Genomic DNA, 25,617 nt, shown 5'->3' with positions numbered 1-25,617 from the left:
TGGGGCAGACGCCAGGGCTTTCGACGACCTTCCGGAGGATCCCATGCCGATCACTGCCCCACGTCCACCCGTGCGTCCTGCGAGGCGCGGCCGTCATGGCGATTCCGGTTGGCGGAGATCGCTTCGCCGGGTCCTGACGCTCGGTCTCACCATCTCTCTGGCGCTGTTCGCGACGCCGGCCCTCGCGGCGGCCCAGAACACGACCTCATTCCCGGACGTCCCGGCCGGTACGACATACTACGAGGGCGTAACCTGGCTGATCCAGAACGAAATCACCCAGGGGTACGTGGACGGCACCTTCGGCGTGTACGACGACGTCACACGTGCCCAGGCGTCCGCGTTCCTGTACCGACTGATGGACTCTCCCACGCCCACGCCCACACCGGCGGCCGACGGGTTCCCGGACGTCCCCCAGGACTCCGACTGGCATGCGCCCGTCTCGTGGATGGTGCAGGAGGGCATCGTCAGCGGCTATGCGGACGGACTCTTCCGGCCCTATCGGCCGATCACTCGCGGTGAGATGGCGAAGATCCTCTTTGGTGTGGTGGATCCCGACTTCACGGCTCCCTTGGAGTCGCGTTTCCGTGACGTGCCGACCGATCACCCGTCCTACACGTACATCGCGTGGATGGCGTCCGCCGGTGTCTCGAACGGCTACACCGACGGGACCTACCGGTCGGGACGGAACATCGGTCGCGGCGAGGCCGCCAAGATGATCCGTGCAGCCGCCGAGGTCCTCGGTAGGGACGTCTCCGTGGTCCCCCCGGCCTTCGAGGTGTCCGGCGCCGGATTCGGCCATGGTGTCGGGATGAGCCAATACGGGGCCCGCGCCATGGCCGAACTCGGGAACAGCGCCCGGGACATCCTGGCCTTCTACTACCCCGGGACCGAGCTGCGGGACTCGACGCGGCGGGCCAACGAGACCATCCGCGTCCACCTGACGTCGCCCGCATCCACCACCATCGACGGCACGGACCAGCTCCGGGTCACGGCCGCGGGGGACACACAGGTGCCGACGACCGACGGGGCTGTGAGGTTCTCGGTGAAATCAGGTCGGGTGCTGGCGACCCTGCCCGACGGCACGCAGAAGCGCGGCAGCTCGGTGACCCTCGAATGGACCGGGACTCGGTACTGGGAACCTATGATGCATTCCACCGTGACGGTGCCGAAGGCCGACGGCGCCAGCAAGGACTTGGTGCTGCGCCACGGCCGGATCATCGTCACCGCCAACGGCGCCGGACAGCTCAACGTGGTCAACGAGCTGCGCATGAACGACGAGTACCTCTACGGCCTGGCCGAGATGCCCTCCGCTTGGAATTCGGAGGCTCTCAAGACCCAGGCCATCGCCGGACGCTCGTACGCGTTGCGATTCATGGGGACGCTCAAGGGCGACTGCGACTGTCACGTCACGGACGAGACCAGCTCACAGAAGTTCACCGGGTGGGCCAAGGAGAACGAGGGGACCGGAGGCGTCTACGGAAAGAAGTGGAAGGCCGCCGTGGACGCCACTCTGTCCCGCAGGGGCAGCAGCGTGTCCAGCGCGTTGAGCCTCTGGCACGGCTCTGCCATCGCTGAGACCTCCTATTCCTCTTCCAACGGCGGTTACACCCGCAACGCGAAGGATGTCTGGGGCAATGCGGTGCCGTACCTCGTCAGCAGACAGGACCCCTACAGTCTCCACCAGGCGGCCAACAACCCCCGGGCGTCCTGGACGGTTCCTGTCAGCCAGGCCGCCGTGGCGCGGGCCTTCGGCCTGCACGATGTCATGACGGTGACGTACACCGTGGGCGCGGACCGAGCGGCCGCGGTGGTCACCGCCACCGCCAAGGACGGCACCACGGCCACCCTCAGCGGCCACACGTTCCGCAGTCGCGTCGGCATCCCCTCAGCTTGGTTCTCCTCCGTCACCCCGCGCTGACTACCCTGAGTCCATGAGTTCGTTCGTGGACCCGCTGGCTCCGTATATCCCGCTGTTCGGGGTGGACCACCTGCTGGCCCTGGGGACGGTGCTGACAGCTGTGGCCCTGCTGCTGGCGTTCCGCCGCCAGGTGCGGGAGCTGGCCCCGGTGCTGCTCTGGGGCTTCCTGGTGCTGGCGCTGGCCCAGCAGGTGGCCCTGTACACCTACCAGGCGTTCGTGGCGGGCTGGGACTGGGGTGACTCCCTGCCACTGCACATCTCGCGCGTGACCACGCTGATCCTGATGGCCTACCTGCTCACTGGGCGGACAGCACTGCTGGAGGTGGGGTTCTACTTCGGTCTCTACGCGTACGCGACGTTCATCTACCCGCAGCGGATCCAGCCGATGGACCACCTCATGGGGTGGAGCTTCCTGGTCAGCCATGCCGTGACCATTCTGGTGCCGGTCTTCGCCGGGATCGCCGACGGATGGCGGCCCACCGTCCGTGGGTTGTGGCGGTCCTATGCCTGGTTCCTCGCCTATTTCGGGGTGGTCCTGGGAGTCAACGCCCTCACGGACGGCAACTACTTCTACCTGAAGTTCCGGCCGTTCCTGCAGACCTTGCCCGACCCGCTCTACTGGCTGGCGGCCTGCGCAGCCACGTTGGCGCTGATGTGGATCGGCTACGCGGTGGCCCGGAGCATCCCCGTACAGCGCGGAGTGCAGGGCGCGGAGGTCATCGCCCGGAGCGGTCTGTCAGCCAGGCCTTGAGGTCGCCGTGCTGCTCGGGGTTGTACAGCGTCGAGTCGGCGGTCGAGTAGACCGAGGGGACGCCGCGGAGCCCGAAGTCGGAGAAGTCTGACATGGCGGCGGTGATCTGTGGGGCTCCACCGTCCTCGGTGACGCATTGCTCGACCGACGCGGCGTCTCCGCCGATCTCATCGGCCTGCGCCACCAGGAGGGCATCGTCCGGCTGGGTCGTGGCCTGCTCGAAGAGCCAGGACTGGAAGGCGTGCAGCTTGTTGCCGGCTGCCTCGCCGCCACTGCCCGCGCCCGATTCCAGCGAACCCTCCAGGCAGTAGTACGCGTTGGCGGCCCGCGTGGACCAGGACTCCGGGTCGCCCTGACCCAGGAAGTCCACGATGCGGTAATCAGCCTCCAGCTCCCCGCCGGACACCAGGCCGTGGATCAGGCCCCCGTTCTGCTCGTGGAAGGCCGCGCAATGCGGGCAGGCGAAGTCCTCGAAGATCTGCACCCCGGAGGCCTCGGTCCCGGCCGTCTGCCCCGGTGCGGAGGACGAGGAGCCGGCCGGATCGGAGGAGCCGCCGTGCTCGGCATTGCGGATGGCATCGGCGCAACCCGTCAAGGCCACCACGGTGGCCGCCGCCAGGGCGAGGCTGACACCGAGCCGTGCCGGCCGGGGCGAGGATGTGGGGGTGGACGAAGTGGTGTCAGTGCTCTCGGCCGGTTTGGTGCGCATGACTGACATCCTAAGGGCACGTCCGGGACGGCCGCGGCGCCGTTTTCTGGTTCACCGCCTGTTCTGGTAGGCTTTCATAGCTGTTGGCCCCTCGTCAGAGTGCAGGCCCGGCATGATGGATCTTTAGCTCAGTTGGTTAGAGCGTTCGCTTCACACGCGAGAGGTCGCTGGTTCGAGTCCAGTAAGATCCACCACATCCTGAAGGGCCCGGACCGGGCCCTTCAGTCGTTAACAGGACGGTATCTCACAGGGCAGTACAGTGTTGTCCGGCGCCCACCGGATCAGGAGGTGGTGGCGGCTCGGCAGGGAAGGGAGCGGCGGTGGAGAAGATCCCCGAAACCCGGTCTGGTCATCGGCACGCGCAGGAACCGCCCGCCGACCTCGCCCAGATCCCGATCATCAAGCCCTCCCGGCGCTCGCCGGAGGACTACCTCGACGCCACCACCAGCACGAGCCCCGAGGCCGATCCGGAGACCGCGCCTGCGCCGACGTCGGCCATCGACTTCGCGCTCGGCCCGGCGGCCGAGGCCGCTGGGCTCCCCGCGACGGGTGGGCACCCCACGGCGCCGACCCCCACCCAGTCGGTCGAGACCGCCGACCCGGTGCGCACGGAATCCGGCACCACGGTGGTGGGTGGGCCGACCGCCCCGAGTGAGGACGCCGGCGTCGGGCCGGCCGATGCACGGCCGGCCGACGGACTGCCGGGCGATGCACCCCTGACCGACACCCCGCTGACGGAGCCGCCTGCCTCTGACCCGGTGCCGCAATCCGTGCTGGCGCCCTCCGAGCCGACCACGGGGGAGACCCCGGCGACGGCGCCGATCGGCACCACCGGCACGGTCGGCGTCCCCGAGCGGGAGAAGAAGCCGTCGAAGGGCCGCCTGCGGTTCTCGGGCGGCTCCGCCTTCAAGCGGATGATGTACTCGGAGCCGCTGCCGACCCAGACGCTGTCCATCGTGGACCGGATCGCCACCAGCCCCTATGCCAACCCGTACCTGCGCACCACCCGCAACGCGGACGCCGATGCCCGGACCACCCTGGACTTCGCGCTGAAACTCGGCGAGACCATGTTCCGTTTCGGGGCCGGCGCCCTGGAGGTGGAGACCTCGATCATCGTGGTGACCCAGGCCTTCGGTGTCCACGAGACCGAGGTGGACATCACCAACCAGTCCATCGCGTTGAACTATGCGCCCAGCGGGAAGACCCCGTACTCCCTGCACCGCGTGGTGCGGTCCTGGTCGCAGAACTACGCCGGGCTGGCCCTGCTGCACCGTCTGGTCGCTGCGGTGGCTGCCGGGGAGATGGACCGGGACGAGGCACAGCAGACCCTGGCTGACATCCGGCACAAGCCCAAGCCCTTCCCTGGCTGGCTGACCACCGTGGCCGCGGGCCTGTTCTCCGCCACCTTCGTGGTGTTCATCGGCGGCGGAGTGGTGGGGGCCGGGGTGGCCTTGTTGTCCATGATGCTGATGATGACCGTGGTGGACGTGCTGGGCCGGGCCCGGATCCCGGAGTTCTTCTCCATCATGGCCGGCGGGTTCATCGCCACGATGATCGCGCTGGTGCTGTACACGCTGGACGTGGACCTCGCGCCCTCCCTCGTGGTGGCGGGCGGGATCATGTTGCTGTTGCCCTCGGGGCGCTTCGTCTCCGCCGTGCAGGATGCCATCAACGGCTTCCCGGTCACGGCGGCCGGCCGTTTCGTCTCGGCCTTCCTCGTCTTCGCCGCCCTGATCGCCGGGATCGTGGCCGCCACCGTGTTCGCCTCCATGCTCGGTGTCCGCGAGCTCGACCTGGCCCAGGAACCCTTTGCGGACTACCCGGTGTGGCTGCTCGGCATCCTGGTGTTCGCGGCCGCCATCTGGAATTCCATCTTCGAGCAGTCCGAATGGCGCCTGTTGCTGCCCACCGCCGTGGTGTCCCTGGCCGGCTATGCCGTGTATGTGGGCGCCGAGCTCATCGGCGTCGGGTCCCGGTTGACCCCCGCCCTCGCCGCCGTGGTGATCGGCGCCCTGGGCCGTTATGTGGCACTGCGCATGGGTGCCCCGCAGCTCGTGGTCGCCGTCCCCGGCATCCTGTTCCTGCTGCCGGGTCTGACGATCTTCCGGTCCATGTACAAGATCGCCATGGACACGGGCGAGATGATGGAAGGCGTCATCGGGCTGTTCAACGCCGCCGCCATCATCATGGCCATCGCGGCGGGCGTGGTCCTCGGCGACACGATCGCCCGCCCGTTCACCACGGCCTTCCAGGCCAACGAACGGCGCCGCATCGGCCGGCGCTGACCGCGGCTCTCAGCCGATGCGCCAGTCGATCGGGGTGGTGCCAGCCTGCTGGAGCAACTCGTTCGTCCGGCTGAAGGGCTTCGAGCCGAAGAATCCGCGGCGTGCGGACAGTGGTGAGGGGTGCGCGGACTCGACGATCCCCACGCGACTGGCCTGCGGCGCATGCTCCCGGAGCACAGGGGCCATCTTCCGCGCATCGGCGCCCCAGAGGATCGCCACGAGCGGTGTGCCGCGGGAGGCCAGGGCCTGGACGGCGGCCTGCGTGATGCCCTCCCAGCCGAGCCTGCGGTGGCTGGCCGGCTCCCCGGCGGCCACCGTCAGCACGCGGTTGAGCAGCAGGACGCCCTGGTCCGCCCACGCGGTCAGGTCCCCGTGAGCGGCGGGCGGGATGCCCACATCGCTGGAGAGCTCCCGGTAGATGTTCGCCAGTGAGCGCGGCAGCGGGGACACATGCCGGTCCACCGCGAAGCTCATCCCGATCGGGTGTCCCGGCGTCGGGTACGGGTCCTGCCCCAGGATGAGCACCTTCACCTGCTCGAAGGGCTGCCGGAAGGCGCGCAGCACGTGCTCCGGCGCGGGCAGGACCTGCTCTCCGGCCGCGCGTCGGGCCTGGATGTTCTGCCCGACGGCGGCCAGGGCCTCGCGCTGCGAGGCCAGGGCGCGTTCCCAGCCGGGATCCAAGGGGGCGATGAGGTCCACGTCGGCAGACTACCGGTCCGGCCCGCCTCCTGCGTCCAGGTGCCGCCCAGTGCGAATGACACCGGTGTAGTTTGGGCCGGTAGACTGTGGAGTACCCCGTTGGAAGGACCCCTCATGACTGCAGCGAACGCCGCCGAGCCGGACGGTGCACCGACCCTGGCCGAGGGTGCCGTGGAGCCCGCCGTGGACGCCTTGTCCGAGCGTGACCGGGACATCCTGGACTTCGAGGACCAGTGGTGGAAGTACGGTGGGGCGAAGGACCAGGCCATTCGCGACCGGTTCTCCCTCTCGGCCACCACGTACTATCAGGTGCTCAACGGTCTGCTGGACCGCCAGGAGGCGCTGGCGCACAAGCCCATGCTCGTCAAGAGATTGCGTAGACTACGGACCACGCGCCACCGTGCACGCAGTGCCCGGCGGCAGGAGGCCTGAGCACCGCACCGGCGGTCGGGCCGTGTCCATCTCCATGACGTCCCCCGCTCACCCGGGAGCCACGCCGTGGAGCCGAGAATCTGGTGATGGTGGCCAATGACGCAGTACCCGCACGATCAATTCGACGATGTCCCCGCCTACAGGGACCGCAAGGGAACCCACCGGGCCGACCCCTCCCTGACGACCGGTTCCTCGGGCCTGGTGGGAATCTCCGTCGCGGCCGCCCTGGCCCTGGCCGTGGGAGCCTTCTCCTTCTTGGTCCTGCCCTCCCTGTTGCCCTCCGACCCGGCCAACGCGGGCGCCTCCGCCAGCGCCTCTGCCAGCGCCTCGGCCACGGCGGAGGCCCCCACAGAGTCCGCCGGGGCCGAGGCCGGCCCCACCGGCGAGATGACGTCCTCACCGGAGGATCTCGAATCCTCTGAGCCCTCCGAGCCGGCCGAGACCACGGCGTCCGGGGAGGCATCTCCCGCTGAGTCTGAGTCTGATCCTGCTGAGTCCGATCCCGCCGAGTCCGAGACGGCCGCGGACACCGGGGACACCTCCGCTCCCGTCGAGGTCTACAACGCCTCATCGATCGGTGGCCTGGCCGGCCGGGTCTCCGGCGCGCTGTCCTCCGGCGGCTTCACCGTGGCCGGCTCCGGGAACTGGCAGGGTTTCCCCGTGTCCGGCTCGGTGGTGTACTACTCGCAGAACGAGACCACTGCTCAGGCCGTGGCCGCCGAGCTGGGCCTTCCGTTGGTCTACGAGGACAGCGTGCCCGGCATCGCCGTGGTCCTCAGTTCTGACTACGCCGGGTGATTCGCCCGGGCGCTGAAAAGCCGTCCCACAGACCGGCAGCTGTTTGCACTCGGAGGGTGCGAGTGCTAAATATGGACTAGCACTCTGAGGTTGTGACTGCCAAAACCCGCAGGCATGCGGGTGGTCCTGGCCTCGGAGCAGACCTGAACGTGGTGAGGCCCGGCTCCGGGCCGTCCGTCGCGGGCACTGCACAGGTCAGTTGAACACTGCCAAGCAACGCCAAGGTCCAGAAAGGACAGTGCACACATGGCCAAGACCATTGCATTCGACGAAGAGGCGCGCCGCGGCCTGGAACGGGGTCTGAACACCCTGGCCGACGCGGTCAAGGTCACCCTCGGCCCCCGCGGCCGCAACGTGGTGCTGGAGAAGAAGTGGGGCGCCCCCACGATCACCAATGACGGTGTCTCCATCGCCAAGGAGATCGAGCTCGACGATCCGTACGAGAAGATCGGTGCCGAGCTCGTCAAGGAAGTTGCCAAGAAGACGGACGACGTCGCCGGTGATGGCACCACCACCGCCACCGTGCTGGCGCAGGCCCTCGTCAAGGAAGGCCTGCGCAACGTCGCGGCCGGAGCTGACCCGCTCTCCCTGAAGCGCGGCATCGAGAAGGCCGTCGCCGCCGTCATCGAGGAGCTCGTGGCCTCCGCGAAGCCGATCGAGACCAAGGAGCAGATCGCCGCCACCGCGTCCATCTCCGCCGCTGACACCCAGATCGGCTCGCTCATCGCCGAGGCGCTGGACAAGGTCGGCAAGGAAGGCGTCGTCACCGTCGAGGAGTCCCAGACCTTCGGCCTGGAGCTCGAGCTGACCGAGGGCATGCGCTTCGACAAGGGCTACCTCTCCGGCTACTTCGTCACCGATGCCGAGCGCCAGGAGACGGTGCTGGAGGATCCCTACATCCTCATCGTCAACTCCAAGATCTCCACCGTGAAGGACATGGTTGCCCTTCTCGAGAAGATCATGCAGTCCGGCAAGTCCCTGCTGATCATCGCCGAGGACGTCGAGGGCGAAGCCCTGGCCACCCTCGTGGTCAACAAGCTCAAGGGCACCTTCAAGTCCGTGGCCGTCAAGGCCCCGGGCTTCGGTGACCGCCGCAAGGCCATGCTGGCTGACATCGCCATCCTCACCGGTGGCCAGGTCATCTCCGAAGAGGTCGGCCTGACCCTGGAGAACGCCGGCATCGAGACCCTGGGCACCGCCCGCAAGGTCGTCATCACCAAGGACGAGACCACCATCGTCGAGGGTGCCGGCGATGCCGAGCAGATCGCCGGCCGAGTGGCCCAGATCCGCGCCGAGATGGAGAACACCGACTCGGACTACGATCGCGAGAAGCTGCAGGAGCGCCTGGCCAAGCTGGCCGGCGGCGTGGCCGTCATCAAGGCCGGTGCCGCCACCGAGGTCGAGCTCAAGGAGCGCAAGCACCGCATCGAGGACGCCGTGCGCAACGCCAAGGCAGCGGTGGAGGAGGGCATCGTCGCCGGCGGCGGCGTGGCCCTGACCCAGGCCGGTGCCAAGGCCTTCGGCAAGCTCTCCCTGGAGGGTGACGAGGCCACCGGCGCCAACATCGTCAAGGTCGCCATCGAGGCCCCGATGAAGCAGATCGCCTTCAACGCCGGCCTGGAGCCGGGCGTCGTGGCTGCCAAGGTCCGCTCCCTGCCCGACGGTCAGGGCCTCAACGCCGCCACCGGCGAGTACGAGGACCTGCTGGCTGCCGGCGTCAACGATCCGGTCAAGGTGACCCGCTCTGCCCTGCAGAACGCCGCCTCGATCGCCGGTCTGTTCCTCACCACCGAGGCCGTCGTGGCCGACAAGCCCGAGCCGGCTGCGGCCATGCCGGGCGGCGACGACATGGGCGGCATGGGTGGCATGGGCGGCATGATGTGATCCAGTGACCCCTGAGGTTCACTGAGCGCCCAGCTCTCACGGAACCCCCACCTTCTCGCTTTCAGTCGAGTTGGTGGGGGTTCCGGCGTTTAACACCCACGCCAACTCGACTGAAAATGAGGGGGTCAGCGGGTCCAGTGGCGGGCGGTGGGATGCAGCTCGGCGGACAGGTTCCGCCGGGCGTTGCGCTCCCAGAGCCTCGTGCCGGTGGCGGTCCGGTACAGCGGGTCCAGGGCCAGCAGGGACTGGACGACGCCGGCCCGCCCGGCGGCGAAATCAGCGTCGGGTACGTGCGCGAAGTCCTGGCGCACGGCAGTCAGGTAGCGGGAATAGTCCCCCCGGGAACGGCCCAGCACCTCCAGGTCGGCGTCACTGAACACCGCACCCGTCCGGTCGCCGAGATCCGGATCATGGGTGGCGGTCATCCGCACGAGCCGTGCCGTCTCGTCGATCTCCGGATCCGGCAGGCCCAACTCGGACAGGGACTGTTCGGCCAGCACTGCGGAATCCTCCTCGTCCTGCCCCGCAGGCAGGGCCGGGTCCCCACGGTAGACGGCATCGTGGAACCAAGCGGCCAGCTTCACGCTGCGCGTCCACCGGCCGCAGTCCTCGCCGTGTCTGACCAGCACGTCGATGGCCCTGAGCACGGCCAGCAGGTGCGAACGATCATGGTAGTGGCGGTGCGGCTCGGACCACCGGGCCAACAGGTCCGCCACCACTGGTTCACGCTCCAGGGGAGAGGTCCCGGGGAACAGCCGATTGAACCGCTGGGTGAGGATCTTGTCCAGCTTGCCTGCCCGTTGGGCTGCCGGGATGCGCAACCCGGAGGCCACGAGCCGGCGGACCAGGTCTGCACCGCTGACCTCCTCGGCGCCGCGTGCGACCAGTTCCGCGTAGCGCTCCACGGGGACGTCGTAGTGGTCGCCATCGAAGGCACGCCGGGAGATGCCGGCCGCCTCCGCGAAGGCGTGCAGTTCCTCGAGGGAGCGGTCCGAGACCAAGTGGGAGAACACGGTGCCGTGGGCCGGCCACCGCGCCGGATCGATCAGCACCGTCATGCAGCCCATCCTAGTTTTCAGTCGACGTGGTGTGGGTATCTCACTTCGACACCCACCCCCAGTCGACTGAAAGCGGGGGGATGGGGCGGTTCAGCCGCGGAACATGGAGGCGTTCGCAGTCTCGGCGTCCAGGTACTGCTGGGCCGCATGGGTCATGGCGCCACGGATGGACACGAGGGACTCCTCCACCCGGCTCTGGGTGGCCCGCCATTCCGTGAGGATGGCCTGGAAATTGTTGGCGGCCTGGCCGCGCCAGGTGTCCTGGAGCTGGCGGAGGTTGGCCTCCATGGCGTTCACCTCGGTCTGGAGGCGGCCGATGGAGGACTCCACGGCCTGGCTCTTGGCCATGAGGTCTTCGGTGTCGATCTGGACGAGTGCCATGTTCTCTCCTGTGGGCTGGGGACCGGCACGGAACGGTGTTGTCCCGGCTGATCCCACGTTAGGCAGACCCGCGCCCCGGTGCGGCCGGCGGCTACCCGGATGTGGAGGGCCGGCCGGAACCGGGCGGCTGTGGAGGACGCGGCGGGATGTCGAGAGCGCCGGTCGAGGTGTCCTCCTGCGCGTCTGGGGCTTCGGTCTCCGCCTCGCCATCGGAGGCCTCTCCACCCTGAGGCAGATCGTCCTCGGCCGCGGAGGGGTCCACCCAGGGCATCCGTACCGACATGGTGGCCCCGCCGCCGGGGGTCTGCTCCAACCGGACGGTGCCGTCGTGCTGGGCCACGATGGCCGCCACGATGGCCAGTCCCAGGCCGGTGCCGCCGGTCTCGCGTTGCCGGGAGGAATCGGCCCGGTAGAAGCGCTCGAAGACGCGGGAGGCGTCCTGCTCGTCGATGCCCGGGCCGTGGTCCCTGATCTCGATCACGGAATCGCGGGATCCGTGCATGTGGCGACCGTCGGCGTGGACGGATCCGGGGAACACGTCCACCGTGCCCACGGCGATCTCCAGCGGCGTTCCCGCCGGAGAATACCGCAGCGCGTTGGTCACCAGGTTGGTGACCACCTGGCGGATCTTGCCCTCGTCACCGAGCGTGGGCGCGGAACCGGCGCGGCCGCCGTCGAGCCCCTCGAGGCCGATCTCGCGGTCCGGGGCGTTCACACGGGCGTCCAGGACGGCGTCGTGGGCCAGGTGCATGAGGTCCACGGGCCGGTGCTCGAGCGGGCGCTGCTCGTCCAGGCGCGCGAGCGTGAGGAGGTCCTCCACCAGCTGGCCCATGCGCTTGGCCTCGCCCTCGATCCGCCCCATGGCCGCACCGACGTCATCCGGGTCGCTGATCCCGCCATGACGGTACAGCTCGGAGAACCCCCGGATGGTCACCAGCGGGGTGCGCAACTCGTGCGAGGCGTCCTGGATGAACCGGCGCATGCGCTCCTCGGACTGCTCCTTGGACCGGAAGGCCGTCTCGATGTGGGCGAGCATGGCATTGAGGGACCGGGACAGGCGGCCGACCTCGGTGTCCGGAGCACCCTTCTCCACACGGCGGGACAGGTCCCCGGCAGCGATCTGCGCGGCGGTCCGCTCCACCCGCAACAGCGGCTTGAAGGCGCGCGTGGTCACGGCGTAGGCGATGACCGAGGCGCCGGCGGTGGCCAGCAGGCCGATGGTGACCACGAGGGAGGTCACCCGGTCCACGGAGTCGTGGACGGGCTCCAGCGGCAGGGCGATGGCCAGCGAGCCCTCACCGGAGGCCAGCCGGTACATCGTCACCCTCCAGCCGCGAGAGGCCTCCGTGGTGCCGGAGACGTCGAAGGCCTCGTTGTTGCGTTCCACCACCTCGTCGGCGGTCAGCGACGGGACCACGGGGCGGTCCTCGTTGGCCCCGGTGAAGGAGGAGTTGGTGGTGGTGTTGCCGTCATTGTCCTGCAGCTCACCGTAGAAGCGCAGGATGGACTGCGGCGAGGAGAAGTACCCCGTGTCCGTCCCCAGACTCGTCAGGTAGACGGAGACGTTGTTGCGGTTGGCATGGAGGTCGTCGTCGATCTGGCGGACGAGCTCCTGCCGGAACAGGGAGGCGGTCAGGGCGGCGGTGACGATCACGGCCAGCAGCATCAGGCTGGTGGTCATGACTACCAGCTGTGTCCGCAGGGAAGAGGTCTTCCAGAGCCGGGCGAGCTCGTGGAACGGCCGGAAGCGCCCGGCGCGATTCACGGTTGCAGGCATGCGTTCAAGGATACGGATCCCCCGGGACCGGTCATTCCCGGCCACCCAGACGGGACAGGCCGGATCAGCGCTTGTCCGCGGACCGCAGCAGGTAGCCGACGCCGCGCTTGGTCTGGATCATGTCCGGCAGGTCGGCGCGGTCGATCTTGCGGCGCAGGTAGGAGATGTAGGACTCCACGATGGAGGCGTCACCGTTGAAGTCGTACTCCCAGACGTGGTCCAGGATCTGCGACTTGGACAGCACCCGATTGGGATTCATCATCAGGTAGCGCAGGAGCTTGAACTCGGTGGGGGAGAGCTCCACGACCTCGCCGGCGCGGCGGACCTCATGGGCATCGTCGTCGAGTTCCAGGTCGTCCACGCGGAGGATGGCCTCGTCTCCCTCGGCCGGGGCGGTGCGGCGCAGCACGGCGCGGATGCGGGCCACCACCTCGTCCAGGGAGAACGGCTTGGTGACGTAGTCGTCCCCGCCGACGGTCAGGCCGGTGACCTTGTCCTCCGTGTCATCACGGGCGGTGAGGAACAGCACGGGGAAGTGACGGCCGGCGGCACGGAGTTTGCGGGTCACGGTGAAACCGTCCATGTCCGGCAGCATGACGTCCAGCACGGCCAGGTCCGGTTGCTCCTTCTCGGCGGCGGCCAGGGCATCGCGTCCGTTGGCGGCCGCAACCACCTCGAATCCGGCGAACCGGAGGGAGGTGGAGAGGAGCTCGCGGATGTTCGGCTCGTCATCCACGACCAGGAGCTTGGCTTCGGGTTCCTTTGACTTCATATCTCCATCGTCCACCCGTTCGCTGGGCGTTTCCTGAACGCCTGCTGGATGCAATGGCGGTGCGGGTGGCTCACCTCGCCGTCAGGTCACCGGCGTCCAGGATCGTGTAGGCGTAGCCCTGCTCGGCCAGGAACCGCTGACGCCGCTGGGCATAGTCCTGATCCAGGGTGTCCCGGGACACCACGGTGTAGAAGTGAGCCGACTTGCCGTCCCCCTTGGGTCGCAGCAGCCGTCCCAGCCGCTGCGCCTCCTCCTGCCGGGACCCGTAGGAGCCGGAGACCTGGATCGCCACGGAGGCCTCAGGAAGGTCGATCGAGAAGTTCGCGACCTTGGACACCACCAGCACCTCGATCCGGCCCTCACGGAACTCGCCGAACAGCCGCTGCCGTTCGGCCACGGAGGTGGCACCCGTCAGCACCGGGGCCTCCAGCAGTTCGCCCAACTCGGCGAGCTGGTCCAGGTACTGCCCGATCACCAGCACCTGCTCACCGGGGTGCCGGGCCACCAGGGACCTCACCACCGGCAGTTTGACGTCCGAGGAGGAGCACAGCCGATATTTGTCCGCGTCCTCGGCCATCGCGTAGGCCACGCGCTCGTCCCGCGGCAACTCCACCCTGACCTCCACACATTCGGCGGGGGCAATGTAGCCCTGGGCCTCGATGTCCTTCCACGGGGCGTCGTAGCGCTTCGGGCCGATCAGGGAGAACACCTCGGACTCCCGCCCGTCCTCCCGGACCAAGGTGGCGGTGAGCCCGAGCCGGCGCCGGGCCTGCAGGTCTGCCGTCATCCGGAAGATGGGGGCCGGCAGCAGGTGCACCTCGTCATAGATGATCAGCCCCCAGTCGTGCCCGTTCACCAGTTCCAGATGCGGGTAGAGGCCGCCGCGCTTCAGGGTCAGCACCTGGTACGTCGCAATGGTCACGGGGCGCACCTCCTTGACGGAGCCCGAATACTCGCCGATCTCCGCCTCCGTCAGCGTGGTGCGCTTCAACAGCTCGGCCTTCCACTGCCGTGCCGAGACGGTGTTGGTCACCAGGATCAGCGTGGTCGCGCTCGCCGTGGCCATGGCACCGGCGCCGACCAGGGTCTTGCCTGCGCCACACGGCAGGACCACGACGCCGGACCCGCCGGCCCAGAAGTTCTCCACCGCCAGGCGCTGGTAGGGACGCAATCGCCAGGGTTCCACGGACTGGGCGCCGGCCGGGCCGGCGTCGAGCACCTCCCCGGTCTCCGGCACCTCGGTGAGCCCGATGGGGTACGGGGTGCCGTCCACGTAGCCGGCGAGGTCCTCGGCGGGCCAACCGAGCTTGAGCAGCTGCTGCTTGAGCTGGCCGCGGCTGGCGGTGTGCACCACCACGGTCTCCCCGTTGATGCGCGGCCCGAACATCTCCGCGGTCTTCTTCGCGTGCAGCACCTCCTCCAGCACGGGGTAGTCGTCCGTCCGCATCACGAGGCCGTGGACCGGGTCGTTCTCCAGGCGCAGCCGGCCATAGCGGGACATGGTGCCGTCGATGTCCAGCAGCAGCGCGTGCGGCACCGGGTACCGGGAGTAGGTCAGCAGCACGTCCAGCACGCGTTCGGCGTCCACCCCGGCGGCCCGGGCGTTCCACAGGCCCAGGTTCGTGATCCGGTAGGTGTGCACGTGCTCCGGGGCGCGCTCCAACTCGGCGAAGGAGGCCAGAGCATGGCGGGCCTCGGTGGCCTGCGGGTGATCCACCTCCAGCAGCACGGACTTGTCCGACTGGACGATCAGGGGGCCATCGGCCACGGCTTCTCCTTCGGTACGGCGGGGATACTCTTCGGCAGGTGCGGCATCAATGGGCGCCAGTGAATCACACGGTGGTGGCCGAGACGATCCGGTGCAGCGGCACCACCGTCTCGGCCTCGCGGTCCGGCACAAGGCAGCGGACGCGTCCGCCGGCGACGGCCAGGGGCACCACGCGGCGGGACTGACGCTGGCCCCGTTGGTCCACGGTGACGAGATCGACCTCGGTCCGCTGGCGCGCGGCCTGGTGCAGCACGGCCACCGCCTCTTCGGTCCCCGCACCGCTCGGGGCCGGCTGCGGGGCCGACCGCAGCCGGGCGATCTGCGCGGCGAGCTCCTCCTCGGACGGCGACCAGCGCACGGCACGGACCGGCTCCGGGAAGGTGCCGCCGCCGGCGTGCGCGCGCGGTGGGGATCCGGATGGGCTGGCATCGTGGAGGGCTCCGTTCCGGGCGTACGCGGCCCGGTGGCCGGCGTCCGCCAGCATCCGGTGCAGGTCCGCGGGCCCGACGCCGGCCACCACCACGGTGGGTGCCAGCCGTTCCAGCCGGGCCGCGGCCAGGGCCGGATCGGCGACGATGACGTCCAGCAGCTCCTCGTCGTCGGAACGCAGCCAGGCACCCGCGGCTCCGACGCTGAGCGTGCCGTGGCGCCGGGCCACGTCCCGGATCAGGTACCGCAGCGACTGCGGGATAGTGTCCTCGGAATGGTCCTCGAGGAAGGCCTCGAGCTCCTCGGCGGTCGATCCGGCCTCCAGTGCCCGGTGCAGCGAGGCATCGGAGAACCGGTAGACCCGGGCGGCACCGTCGCCCTCCACCTCGGCCATCGTCGCCAGCTGTCCGGACACGTCCGGGTCCAGGTAGCCCGGCGCCACGGCGGTCAGGTCGCCCTGCAGGCGCACCCGGGTGAGCGGGGCCGGCAGGGCGGTCCCGACGGCGGCGGCGGCCTCGTCGAGCCGACCCGCCGCCACGAGTGCCCCGGCGGCGGTGAGGGCACCGGCGCCGACCAGGCCCAGGCGGTCGGCCTCCGCCAGCAGGGGGAGGGTGAAGGCGGCGCTGCGGGCGTGCTGCCGGGGACCGCGCCACCGCTGCCGGTCCGGGACGGACTCGTCCAACCGGGTGCCCGGCTGCTCGTCCGAGACCTCCAGGGCCGCCTCGAGGACCGCCACGCGGAGACGGGGCGCGTCCGGGCGGTTGCGGTCCGGGGCCAGGGCCCGCCTGGACGCGGTGCCGACCGCAGTGGGCGGTGTGGCCGGCCCGAGGCACGAGGTCCCGGGCGGCACGGGACCGAGCATCGGTGAGCGGCCGCTGGACAGCCATCCGGCGACGAGGGCCTCCCACTGCACCTGGCGTTCGCTGCGCCGCCAGGCCGGGACCGTGGCGGCGCGGACCCACGTGGAGGTGTCCGGGTCCAGGACCACGAGGCCGGCGGACGCCAGCAGCTCCAGCAGCCAGGAGACGTCCTCGGGGGTGCCTCCCGCGGCATCGGCCAGCCGTTTCAGGTCCCGCACCCCCACCCCGCCTGAGCGCAGGGTCGGCAGCCCGCCGCCCAGCGCCTCCAGGAGGCCGGCGGCGCCGCGCAACAGGTCGCCGACGGCTGCCAGGGCGGCGTTGCGGGACAGAGCCGGGCTGACGGCCCGGCCGGACGGAGCCGGCGGCTCAGGGTGAACGGTGCGGCCGGCGGTCCCGTGACGCCAGGCAAGCCCGGCCTCCAGCGGATGTTCGGCCAGGGTTCCCTCGGAGCCGGACCGGTCCGCGCCCAGCGGCACCAGCAGGCCGGTCCGCAGGAGCACCTCGTGGACGGGACCCGGCGGCTCGGGGACCCGGGCGACCGGCGAGGACTGCAGCGCATCCAGTGCCGCGGTGGCACGGGCCAGGAGTTCGCCCTGGACAGCCTCGCCGCCGAGCAGGCTCAGCACCCCCTCACGGTCCGCGGGCAGGACGAACTCGGAGCCGAGGGCGGCGGCGGTCCGTCCGAAGGACAGCGGGTGGGGGCCCAACGCGGCCGCGACCGGAACGGGGACCTGCCATCCGGTGGCATGCTCCACCACGAGGGCGGCCTCGGCGAGATCGTGCACCAGGGCGCCGACCGCCGCGAGGTGCGCTTCGTCAGGTCCCCGGCCTGTACCGGGGAGTGACGGTGCCGTGCCGTCCGTCAGGAACGAGGCGAGCCGAGAGAGCGAGACGGTGGGGCCGGCGTCGGGCCCGGTGGGTGACAGCTGGCCCAGGACTGCCAGGACGGCCATGCCTTCGAGGACGTCCAGGTGGGCGCAATCCAGGCCGTCCAGCGCTCGCAGAACGGACATCTGCGTACTGGCGCGGGCCGCGAGGGCGGCGAAATCGGGGACCGGAGGGTGGCACAGGTCCGGGCGCAGCGAGAACAGCCGCTCCAGGCGATGGTCCGGCCACCCGGAGAGGTGGTCCGTCAGCGTGGCGGCCCTCATGCGCACCGGGGCCGGTTCAGGCGCGGCGTCTCAGGACGGCCTTGGCCACCACGTAGGTGAGCATCAGGACGAAACCGAGGGGGAGGCCGTAGAGACCGAACCAGTAGAAGAGGGGCCAGGCCGTGACATCGAGGAAGTAGGAGACCAGCAGCAACACCGTGGCCGCGAAGGAGACCGCGGTCAGGGTGGCACCCACGATCAACAGGGCCCTCAGCCAGAGCGAGGTCTCCGTGGTGGACGGGGCCGCGGTGGTGGGGGAGCCGTGGACACGGGCGTCGGGGGAGACGATGGGGCGAACGGACATGGCCGCCAGTCTACGCCGGGTGCGCGCCGAGGCCCTCTTGAGGGGAGGCCGCGGGAGAATTCCGGGGGTGAGAGGGTATCCTGAAGGGGTTACAGACTTTCCCTTCCGACCGGTACGGGCCGCGGCACAGTGGGGTAGGGCCGCCCGGACCACGAACGTCCGAGGACAGGACCACCCCGCGAGCCGGCAGCGCAGCCAGGGCTCGGGGGTCTGCCGGACCACGAGGGTCCGCGGCCACCGAAGTGGCCCGGGGCGCTGATCCGACCGGGCGGCCACGGCACGCCGACAGGGCCGGAAGGGGTACCCAGGAGAGATAAGGACATCAAGAATGCCGACCGGCAAAGTAAAGTTCTACGATTCGACCAAGGGCTTCGGCTTCATCCACACGGATGAGGGACACGAGGTCCACCTGCCCGCCTCCGCACTGCCGGAGGGCGTGACCGAGGTCCGGGCCGGCACCCGCCTGGAGTTCGGTGTGGCCGAGGGCCGCCGTGGCCCCCAGGCCCTGAGCGCCCGCATCCTCAGCGATGGTCCGTCCGTGGTCCGGGCGACCCGCCGCAAGCCGCAGGACATGGCCGTGGTGGTCGAGGACCTCATCAAGTGGATGGACATGGCCTCCAACAGCCTGCGCAAGGGCAAGTACCCGCAGAAGGCCCAGGCCGAGAAGATCGCCATGGCCCTGCGCAAGGTGGCCGATGAACTTGAAGCCTGAGACCTCCGCCCCTGAGGACGCCGGGGCTGCTGCCGCCGAGCAGGTGGCCACCGACACCGTGCAGTCCGCGGGCCGGTCCGTGCGGATCCCGCCGAAGCCGACGCGGGCCCCGCGCAAGCGCACCCCGAAGCTGGACGACCTGCTGGCTGCGGCCGTGGCCGAGGCCCGGGCGGCGCTGGAGGGCCTGGCCGAGGACGGGGACATCGGTGAGCACGTGGGCGCCGTGGCGGACGACGACCGCCTGGTCACCCATCGCTTTGCCGCGACCCTGTCCGGCTACGGCGGCTGGGAGTGGTTCGCCACCCTGTCCCGGGCACCCCGCAGCAAGGTCGTCACCGTGTGCGAGACCGGACTGCTGCCCGGGGCGACGGCGATTCTGGCCCCCGATTGGCTGCCGTGGTCCGAGCGCGTGAGCCAGGAGGAGAAGATCCGCCTGGACGCGATCGCCGCCGGGGAGGACCCGGAGAAGGCCGTGGCCCGCGCCCAGGGCGAGCTACAGGACGAGCAACAGCAGCAGGACCAGCAGGACGAGCCCCGGGACGAGAACTCCGCACCGCAGGGCTGAGGGCCGCAGAACCGGCCCGAAGGACAACGACGGCGGCGCACCCGGGTGGGTGCGCCGCCGTCGTTCTCTGTCAGATGTGACTGTCAGGTGCGGCTCAGGCCCAGGGCGCTCAGGAGAGGCGCTCGACGACGTGGTCGATGCAGGCCAGCAGGGCCGTGACGTCATCCGGGTCGATGGCGGCGAAGGTCGCGATGCGCAGCTGGTTGCGGCCGAGCTTGCGGTACGGCTCCACGTCCACCACGCCGTTGGCCCGCAGGACGGTGGCCACGGCGGCGGCGTCGACGCTGTCGTCGAAGTCGACCGTGGTGATCACGGCGGACCGGTCCTCGGGGCGGGTGACGAACGGGGTGGCGAAGCTCGAGCCCTCGGCCCAGGAGTAGACCCGGTGGGAGGAGTCCGCGGTGCGGGCCGTTGCGAAGTCCAGGCCGCCGTTGGAGTTCATCCACTGGATCTGATTGTCCAGCATCACCAGGGTGGCCAGGGCCGGGGTGTTGTAGGTCTGATTCTTGACCGAGTTGTCCACGGCGGTCTTCAGGTCCAGGAAGTCCGGGATCCAGCGACCGGAGGCCTTGATCTCCTCCACCCGGGCCAGCGCCGCGGGGGAGAAGAGCGCCAGCCAGAGGCCGCCGTCCGAGGCGAAGTTCTTCTGCGGGGCGAAGTAGTAGGCGTCGGCCTGGGACACGTCCACCGGCAGGCCACCTGCGGCGGACGTCGCGTCCACGAGCACCAGGGCGTCATCCGCGGCGCCGGACACGCGCTGCACGGGAGTAGCCACGCCGGTCGAGGTCTCGTTCTGCGGCCAGGCGTAGACGTCCACGCCGTCCTCGGCCTGCGGCTCGGGGCGGGTGCCCGGCTCCGAGGTGAGGATGGAGGAAGCCTCCAGGAACGGGGCCTGGTCCGTGGCCTTGGCGAACTTGGAACCGAACTCCCCGAAGGACAGGTGCTGGGCCTTGCTGCGCACCAGGCCGAAGCTGGCGGCATCCCAGAAGGCGGTGGAGCCGCCCACGCCGAGGATGACCTCGTAGCCTTCCGGGGCGGAGAACAGCTGCGTCAGGCCCTGGCGGACGCTGCCGACCAGGTTCTTGACCGGCGCCTGGCGGTGGGAGGTGCCCAGCAGCTTCGGGCCGGCTGCCACCAGGGCCTGCACCTGGTCCGCGCGCACCTTGGACGGGCCGGCACCGAACCGTCCATCCTGCGGCAGCAGGTTCTGGGGGATGGTCACCTCGGGTGTGCTCATGGGATCTCCTGACGTGTCGGTAGGTCTCGGCCGGGCCGCGAAAGGCCATTCTCCCGCACCGCGGGGCCCGGGGGCGCCACGTGTCGAGGAGGGCCTGCTCGGCCCGTGGCGGAACCCACCCCCCCGATCGCGGCCGCACGACTAGGATGGATGGTGGACTTCCCGTGTCCGCGCCCGCCATGGTCGGTGGGCAGTGACGGACACGACGCAACGTTGGGGACCTGGAGAGGAACATCAGCCGTGACGGACCTGATCGATACCACCGAGATGTATCTGCGCACCATCCTCGAGCTCGAGGAGGAGAGCATCGTTCCGCTGCGCGCCCGCATCGCCGAGCGCCTGGACCACTCCGGTCCCACCGTGTCCCAGACCGTCGCCCGCATGGAACGTGATGGCCTGGTGCACGTCCGCAACGACCGGCACCTGGAATTGACCGAGGACGGCCGCGAGAAGGCTGTGGGCGTGATGCGCAAGCACCGCCTCGCCGAACGCCTGCTGGCCGACGTCATCGGCCTGGACTGGGCCTATGTGCACGAGGAGGCCTGCCGCTGGGAGCACGTCATGAGCGAGCAGGTCGAACTGCGCCTGCTCGAGCTGCTCCACAACCCGGCGGAGTCGCCCTACGGTAACCCGATCCCGGGTCTGGGCCACCTCCAGGTCCCGGCGCCGGGTCACGGCTCCCCGTTCGACCGAGGCGAGCGGCTCTCGGTCGTGTCAAGCCAGCCTGGCCGCTATACCGTGGTGCGCCTGACCGAGGCCATCCAGACGGACCCTGAGCTGTTGGGAGAACTGGCGCTGGCCGGCGTCCGCCCCAACCAGGACATCGAGATCGTGGCCAGTGACGGATATGTCACAGTCCGGCCCGCGGAGGCTGTCGAGGGCGGGGTGGCTCTCGAGGTGAACGGGGAGACCGCCTCTCACATCATCGTGGAGCGTCGCCAGCTCTGAACCGCGGTGGCCGCCGGGTCAATTGCGGATGACCAGCGGCGTTGTGGCATGATGTGAGGCGGTGCAGGCCGCGCCAGGCCTCGGCCGGCGGCGCAGCAATGAAGATTCCGGTTGGTGGACCGGTGTGGCAACCACGCCGACGGACCACCGGAATCCCTTGAAGAAGGCACTGGCGTTACAGCTTCTGCACCGATTCGTGATCTGACATTGATCTAAGAATCCGCGGAATCACGCGGCTCTCAGCCCGATTTCCCGAGTTTTCCCCACGCGCCGTGACCTCAGCGTGACATCTATAAACTTTTGATATACCTTGGATCCAGCGCTTCGGACAGTCCTGATCGAAGCGACAGACCGTTGGTTTGCCATTCCCCCCGCGACCACGGTGCACACAGCAGTCGTCAATCATGGCGGGGGCGGGCTCTGTCCGGAGGCACGTGAGAGAGGTAATTTACGTGTCGAAGCGCAGCTCCGCAGCACGCCACCGCGCCGTTCCGGCTAACTCCAACCCGCTGGAGGCCATCTCCAAGGCCGTCTCGTCGAATGCCGGGACCGTCGGTCGCCAGGCCGCCGTCGTGGCCGCCGCCTCCGGGCTCGTGCTGTCGATCGGTATGCCGGCCCAGGGTGCGGCCCCGGCCGTCCGCGAGACCACCAGCATCCCGGCCCCGGGCCTGGACATCGAGCGCGCCGCGGTGACCACCGTTAACGTCGCCGCTGCCAAGGACGCGAAGGTCGAGCTCGACCGTGCCCCGGTCACGTCCAAGCCTGCACCGGAGCCCGAGCCGGCTCCGGAGCCGGAGCCGGAATACACCGCAGCCTCGCAGAGCGAGTCCATCGAGCAGAGCGAGCAGACCGAACGGTCCACCTCCTCGGAGTCTTCTACTTCTTCTTCCCGCGAGTCCGCCGAGGAATCCTCGCAGGAGTCCTCCGCGACCCAGGTGGCCGCCGCAGAGCCGGCCCCGGCCGCGCAGAGCTCCAGCGTGGGCGGCGTCGTGGGTGCTGCCTACGCCGGCGTGGGTGTGCCGTACGTCTACGGCGGCAAGACCACTTCCGGCTGGGACTGCTCGGGCTTCGTGTCCTGGGCCTACCGCCAGGCCGGGATCAACATCCCCTCCTCGACGTCCGCCATCCGTGGCTCCGGGCTCTTCGTCCAGACGTCCAACCCGAAGCCGGGCGACCTGGTGTTCCAGAACGGTGGCGGCCACGTCGGCATCTACGTCGGCAACGGCCAGATGATCGGCGCCCAGAACCCCTCCGTGGGCACCTTCCAGCACTCCGTGACCCGGAACCCGCTGATGGGGTACTACACCTACGTCGGCTGACCACCGACTGCATGACCCGGCCCCGAGGGCCGGTGAATGACGACTGCTACGAGGACCCCTCCGCACGGAGGGGTCCTCGGTCGTTTCCACCGTGAAGGGGACGTGAAGGCCCCGTGAACACTCTCGGCGACACGCCCGGCAGCGGGGGTGCCTGAGCCGCAGGGGGTCTCGGCGGCGCGTATCCTGAGTCTGATCGTCAACCCGATTCATCCCCGCAGACGCCGGATGGCCGGGTCGGTACCCGGTGGACGGTCCGGCGCCCGCGGCACAGACGAAGCCGCGAGGTACGTCCCATGCGCACTCTGGTCCTGAATGCCGGCTACGAGCCGCTGTCCGTCGTCAGCTACCGGCGCGCCATCCTGCTGGTGGGCACCGGCAAGGCGAGCGTGCTCGCCGATGGCGGGGATCCCGTCGTCGGACCCTCCACCACCGTGCGCCGGCCAGCCGTCATCCTGCTCACCCGGTACGTCCGCATCCCGCACTCCGATTCGACGCCCGTGTCCCGCCGCGGGGTACTGCGCCGCGACGGTCATCTCTGCGCCTACTGCGGACGGACCGCCACCACGGTGGACCACGTCCACCCGCGGTCCCGCGGCGGCGAGGATTCCTGGGAGAACCTGGTGGCCTGTTGCCTCACCTGCAACAACGCGAAGGGGGACCGCACCCTGGCCCAGATCGGCTGGGTCCTGCGCGTCACGCCGGCCCGCCCGCGCGGCGCCCAGTGGAGGATCCGCGAGCTGGAGAAGCCCGCCGAGCAGTGGACGGACTTCCTCGCGGCAGTGGCCTGATCCGGCTGTGTCTGGAGCTTTGGTAAGGCTGTCCACACCGGCTCCGCAAAGCGCCCGGACCTAGACTGGTGCGGTGTCCGAGACCCAGCCTGCCGGCCCCACCCCATGAGCATGGAACGCGCGGCCATGCAGGCCATGCGCCGAGCCAGCCACGGTGACCCCTCCGGCGGACGGCGGCTCCAGCCGGGCACCATCCGGCGCACCCTGGACTTCGTCCGCCGGTACAAGGGCAAGCTGGTCTTCTACCTGATGCTCTCCGTGGTCGGTGCGGTCCTGGGTGTGGCCTCGCCGATCCTGGCCGGCGACGTGGTGGACGCGATCGTGGGCGGCGGGAACGCCGACCGCGTCGTCCAGTTGGCCCTGCTGATCGCCACCGTGGCCGTCCTGGATGCCGTCCTGGCCGTGGTGACCCGCTGGCTGTCCTCAGACCTGGGTGAGCGGATCATCTACGACCTGCGTACGGCGGTGTTCGACCACGTGCAGAAGATGCCGATCGCGTTCTTCATGCGGACCCGGACCGGTGCGCTGGTCTCGCGGCTCAACAACGACGTGATCGGTGCCCAGACGGCGATCTCGAGGACCCTGTCCGGCGTGGTGATGAACTTCGTCTCCGTGGTGCTCACCCTGATCGTCATGCTGACCACCTCGTGGCAGATCACCCTCGTCTCGCTGGTGCTGCTGCCGCTGTTCTTCATCCCCGCCCGCGTGATGGGTGGCAAGATCGCCGAACTCAGCCGCAGCCAGGCGCACCGCAACGCGGCGATGGGCGATCAGATGACCGAGCGCTTCTCCGCCCCCGGCGCCACGCTGGTCAAGCTCTTCGGTCAGCCGCAGCGCGAATCGGCCGAGTTCGCGTCACGGGCGGACCGGGTGCGGGCCACCGGCGTGGGGATCTCCGTGCGCCAGTCCGTGTTCATGACCGCACTGACGTTGGTCTCGGCGTTGGCCTTGGCCGCCGTGTACGGCGTCGGCGGGCTGCAGGCCCTGGCGGGCCAGCTCAACGCCGGCGATGTGGTCACCCTCGCCCTGCTGCTGACGCGCCTGTACGGCCCGCTGACCGGCCTGGCGAGTGCACGTGTGGAGATCATGGGCGCCCTGGTCTCCTTCGACCGGATCTTCGAGGTCCTCGACCTGGAACCGCTCATCCGCGAGAAGCCCGAGGCGCGGGCCATCCCGGCCGGGCCCGTCACCCTCGAGGTGCAGGACGTCCGCTTCGCCTACCCGAGTGCGGACCAGGTCTCCCTGGCCTCCCTCGAGGACGTCGCGGTCTTGGACCGCCGGGGCGGCTCCGAGGTGTTGCACGGCATCTCCTTCACCGTGCAGCCCGGCCAGACCTACGCCCTGGTCGGCACCTCCGGTGCCGGCAAGTCCACCATCGCCTCCCTGCTCGCCCGGCTGTACGACGTCGGCTCCGGCACCATCCGCTACAACGGCACCGACCTGAGGGAGACCACGTTCGCGTCGCTGAAGGAGACGGTCGGGATGGTCACCCAGGACGGGCACCTCTTCCATGACACGATCCGCGGGAACCTGTCCCTGGCCCGGCCTGAGGTCGGCGATGCCGAGATCTGGGACGCGATCGACCGGGCCCGGCTGCGCGGAGTCGTCGAGTCCCTGCCGGACGGCCTGGACACCGTGGTGGGGGAGCGCGGCTACCGTCTCTCCGGCGGCGAGCGCCAGCGCATGACCATCGCCCGCCTGCTGCTGGCGGCACCGCGCGTCGTGCTGCTGGACGAGGCCACCGCAGCCCTGGACTCCACGTCGGAGAAAGCCGTGCAGGCCGCCCTCGCGGAGGCCCTGGAGGGGCGCACCGCCGTGGTGATCGCCCACCGGCTCTCCACCATCCGCTCCGCCGACCGCATCCTCGTCGTGGAGGGCGGGCGCGTGGTGGAGGAGGGCCCGCACGAGGCGCTGCTGGCCGCAGGCGGACGCTATGCGGAGTTGTACCGGACGCAGTTCGACGATCCGTCCACGGACACGCCACGGTGATGTGGTGCCCCCGACTGGATTCGAACCAGCGACCTGCCCTTTAGGAGAGGGCCGCTCTATCCTGCTGAGCTACGGGGGCCAGG

The 25,617-nt window shown here is 69.8% G+C and carries 22 protein-coding genes and 2 tRNA genes; 13 read left to right on the top strand and 11 right to left on the bottom strand.

Going from position 1 to position 25,617, the window contains the following annotated elements:
• The first annotated feature begins 43 nt into the window (after positions 1-43).
• Positions 44-1,918 (top strand): SpoIID/LytB domain-containing protein, encoded by a 1,875-nt coding sequence (locus IEX49_RS03330; protein ID WP_188804064.1) that lies wholly within the window; start codon positions 44-46, stop codon positions 1,916-1,918.
• A gap of 13 nt (positions 1,919-1,931) precedes the next feature.
• Positions 1,932-2,669 (top strand): YwaF family protein, encoded by a 738-nt coding sequence (locus IEX49_RS03325; protein WP_188804062.1) that lies wholly within the window; start codon positions 1,932-1,934, stop codon positions 2,667-2,669.
• Here IEX49_RS03325 and IEX49_RS03320 read toward each other — a convergent pair.
• Entirely contained in the window at positions 2,635-3,378 is a 744-nt protein-coding gene (locus tag IEX49_RS03320; protein WP_188804060.1) for a DsbA family protein, read from the bottom strand. The genes IEX49_RS03325 and IEX49_RS03320 overlap by 35 nt on opposite strands.
• Positions 3,379-3,495: 117 nt before the next feature.
• Between IEX49_RS03320 and IEX49_RS03315 the strand changes: the two genes are divergently transcribed.
• Positions 3,496-3,572, top strand: a tRNA-Val gene (locus IEX49_RS03315).
• A gap of 126 nt (positions 3,573-3,698) precedes the next feature.
• On the top strand, positions 3,699-5,663 hold the full coding sequence (locus IEX49_RS03310; RefSeq protein WP_229672118.1) for a threonine/serine exporter family protein: 1,965 nt from the start codon (positions 3,699-3,701) through the stop codon (positions 5,661-5,663).
• A 9-nt stretch (positions 5,664-5,672) separates the two neighbouring features.
• Here the strand turns inward: IEX49_RS03310 and IEX49_RS03305 are convergent, their stop codons facing one another.
• Positions 5,673-6,362 carry a uracil-DNA glycosylase gene (locus tag IEX49_RS03305; protein ID WP_188804058.1) on the bottom strand — a complete coding sequence of 230 codons (690 nt, stop codon included), beginning with the start codon at positions 6,360-6,362 and terminating at the stop codon, positions 5,673-5,675.
• A gap of 114 nt (positions 6,363-6,476) precedes the next feature.
• Here IEX49_RS03305 and IEX49_RS03300 point away from each other — a divergent pair, with 114 nt between their 5' ends.
• From IEX49_RS03300 to groL, 3 genes are all read left to right on the top strand, one after another.
• The gene (locus IEX49_RS03300) at positions 6,477-6,794 is read left to right on the top strand and encodes a DUF3263 domain-containing protein (protein ID WP_188804056.1); all 318 of its coding nucleotides are present in this window, start codon (positions 6,477-6,479) and stop codon (positions 6,792-6,794) included.
• 96 nt (positions 6,795-6,890) lie between these two features.
• Positions 6,891-7,592: a LytR C-terminal domain-containing protein gene (locus IEX49_RS03295; protein WP_188804054.1), complete on the top strand. Its 702-nt coding sequence runs from the start codon at positions 6,891-6,893 to the stop codon at positions 7,590-7,592.
• A 246-nt stretch (positions 7,593-7,838) separates the two neighbouring features.
• The gene (gene groL, locus IEX49_RS03290) at positions 7,839-9,476 is read left to right on the top strand and encodes a chaperonin GroEL (RefSeq protein ID WP_188804052.1); all 1,638 of its coding nucleotides are present in this window, start codon (positions 7,839-7,841) and stop codon (positions 9,474-9,476) included.
• Between the two features lie 125 nt (positions 9,477-9,601).
• On the opposite strand, the gene IEX49_RS03285 is transcribed toward groL, so the two are convergent.
• From IEX49_RS03285 to IEX49_RS03255, 7 genes are all read right to left on the bottom strand, one after another.
• Complete coding sequence (locus IEX49_RS03285; RefSeq protein ID WP_188804050.1) at positions 9,602-10,534, bottom strand: DUF4031 domain-containing protein; 933 nt, start codon at positions 10,532-10,534, stop codon at positions 9,602-9,604.
• 90 nt (positions 10,535-10,624) lie between these two features.
• On the bottom strand, positions 10,625-10,915 hold the full coding sequence (locus IEX49_RS03280; protein ID WP_188804048.1) for a WXG100 family type VII secretion target: 291 nt from the start codon (positions 10,913-10,915) through the stop codon (positions 10,625-10,627).
• A gap of 91 nt (positions 10,916-11,006) precedes the next feature.
• Positions 11,007-12,692 (bottom strand): sensor histidine kinase, encoded by a 1,686-nt coding sequence (locus tag IEX49_RS03275; protein WP_188804046.1) that lies wholly within the window; start codon positions 12,690-12,692, stop codon positions 11,007-11,009.
• Between the two features lie 64 nt (positions 12,693-12,756).
• A complete protein-coding gene (locus IEX49_RS03270) occupies positions 12,757-13,464 on the bottom strand; it encodes a response regulator transcription factor (RefSeq protein WP_115932984.1) in 708 nt (235 codons plus the stop codon).
• Positions 13,465-13,534: 70 nt separating this feature from the next.
• Positions 13,535-15,232 (bottom strand): DNA repair helicase XPB, encoded by a 1,698-nt coding sequence (locus IEX49_RS03265; RefSeq protein ID WP_188804044.1) that lies wholly within the window; start codon positions 15,230-15,232, stop codon positions 13,535-13,537.
• Positions 15,233-15,296: 64 nt separating this feature from the next.
• The gene (locus IEX49_RS03260; protein WP_188804042.1) at positions 15,297-17,672 is read right to left on the bottom strand and encodes a helicase-associated domain-containing protein; all 2,376 of its coding nucleotides are present in this window, start codon (positions 17,670-17,672) and stop codon (positions 15,297-15,299) included.
• A gap of 16 nt (positions 17,673-17,688) precedes the next feature.
• Positions 17,689-17,976, bottom strand: coding sequence for a hypothetical protein (locus tag IEX49_RS03255; RefSeq protein ID WP_229672117.1), 288 nt, complete (start codon positions 17,974-17,976; stop codon positions 17,689-17,691).
• A 328-nt stretch (positions 17,977-18,304) separates the two neighbouring features.
• Between IEX49_RS03255 and IEX49_RS03250 the strand changes: the two genes are divergently transcribed.
• Both IEX49_RS03250 and IEX49_RS03245 read left to right on the top strand, forming a co-directional pair.
• On the top strand, positions 18,305-18,688 hold the full coding sequence (locus IEX49_RS03250; RefSeq protein WP_188804040.1) for a cold-shock protein: 384 nt from the start codon (positions 18,305-18,307) through the stop codon (positions 18,686-18,688).
• Positions 18,672-19,253 carry a DUF3027 domain-containing protein gene (locus IEX49_RS03245; protein ID WP_188804038.1) on the top strand — a complete coding sequence of 194 codons (582 nt, stop codon included), beginning with the start codon at positions 18,672-18,674 and terminating at the stop codon, positions 19,251-19,253. Before IEX49_RS03250 ends, IEX49_RS03245 begins: the two co-directional genes overlap by 17 nt.
• A gap of 109 nt (positions 19,254-19,362) precedes the next feature.
• On the opposite strand, the gene serC is transcribed toward IEX49_RS03245, so the two are convergent.
• Positions 19,363-20,490 (bottom strand): phosphoserine transaminase, encoded by a 1,128-nt coding sequence (gene serC / locus IEX49_RS03240; protein WP_188804037.1) that lies wholly within the window; start codon positions 20,488-20,490, stop codon positions 19,363-19,365.
• 240 nt (positions 20,491-20,730) lie between these two features.
• Between serC and IEX49_RS03235 the strand changes: the two genes are divergently transcribed.
• The 4 genes from IEX49_RS03235 (at position 20,731) to IEX49_RS03220 (ending at position 25,534) form a co-directional block, all read left to right on the top strand.
• On the top strand, positions 20,731-21,438 hold the full coding sequence (locus IEX49_RS03235) for an iron-dependent transcriptional repressor DtxR (protein WP_188804035.1): 708 nt from the start codon (positions 20,731-20,733) through the stop codon (positions 21,436-21,438).
• A gap of 452 nt (positions 21,439-21,890) precedes the next feature.
• Positions 21,891-22,757, top strand: coding sequence for a C40 family peptidase (locus IEX49_RS03230; RefSeq protein ID WP_229672116.1), 867 nt, complete (start codon positions 21,891-21,893; stop codon positions 22,755-22,757).
• Positions 22,758-23,050: 293 nt separating this feature from the next.
• Positions 23,051-23,545, top strand: a complete 495-nt coding sequence (locus IEX49_RS03225) for an HNH endonuclease (RefSeq protein ID WP_188804031.1) — start codon at positions 23,051-23,053, stop codon at positions 23,543-23,545.
• Between the two features lie 105 nt (positions 23,546-23,650).
• Positions 23,651-25,534, top strand: a complete 1,884-nt coding sequence (locus IEX49_RS03220; protein WP_188804029.1) for an ABC transporter ATP-binding protein — start codon at positions 23,651-23,653, stop codon at positions 25,532-25,534.
• A 2-nt stretch (positions 25,535-25,536) separates the two neighbouring features.
• On the opposite strand, the gene IEX49_RS03215 is transcribed toward IEX49_RS03220, so the two are convergent.
• A tRNA-Arg gene (locus tag IEX49_RS03215) sits at positions 25,537-25,613 on the bottom strand.
• Between the last annotated feature and the right edge of the window lie 4 nt (positions 25,614-25,617).

Source organism: Citricoccus zhacaiensis (assembly GCF_014645315.1).
Classification (GTDB): Bacteria; Actinomycetota; Actinomycetes; order Actinomycetales; family Micrococcaceae; genus Citricoccus; species Citricoccus zhacaiensis.
This window is presented reverse-complemented; position numbering and strand designations above follow the sequence as displayed.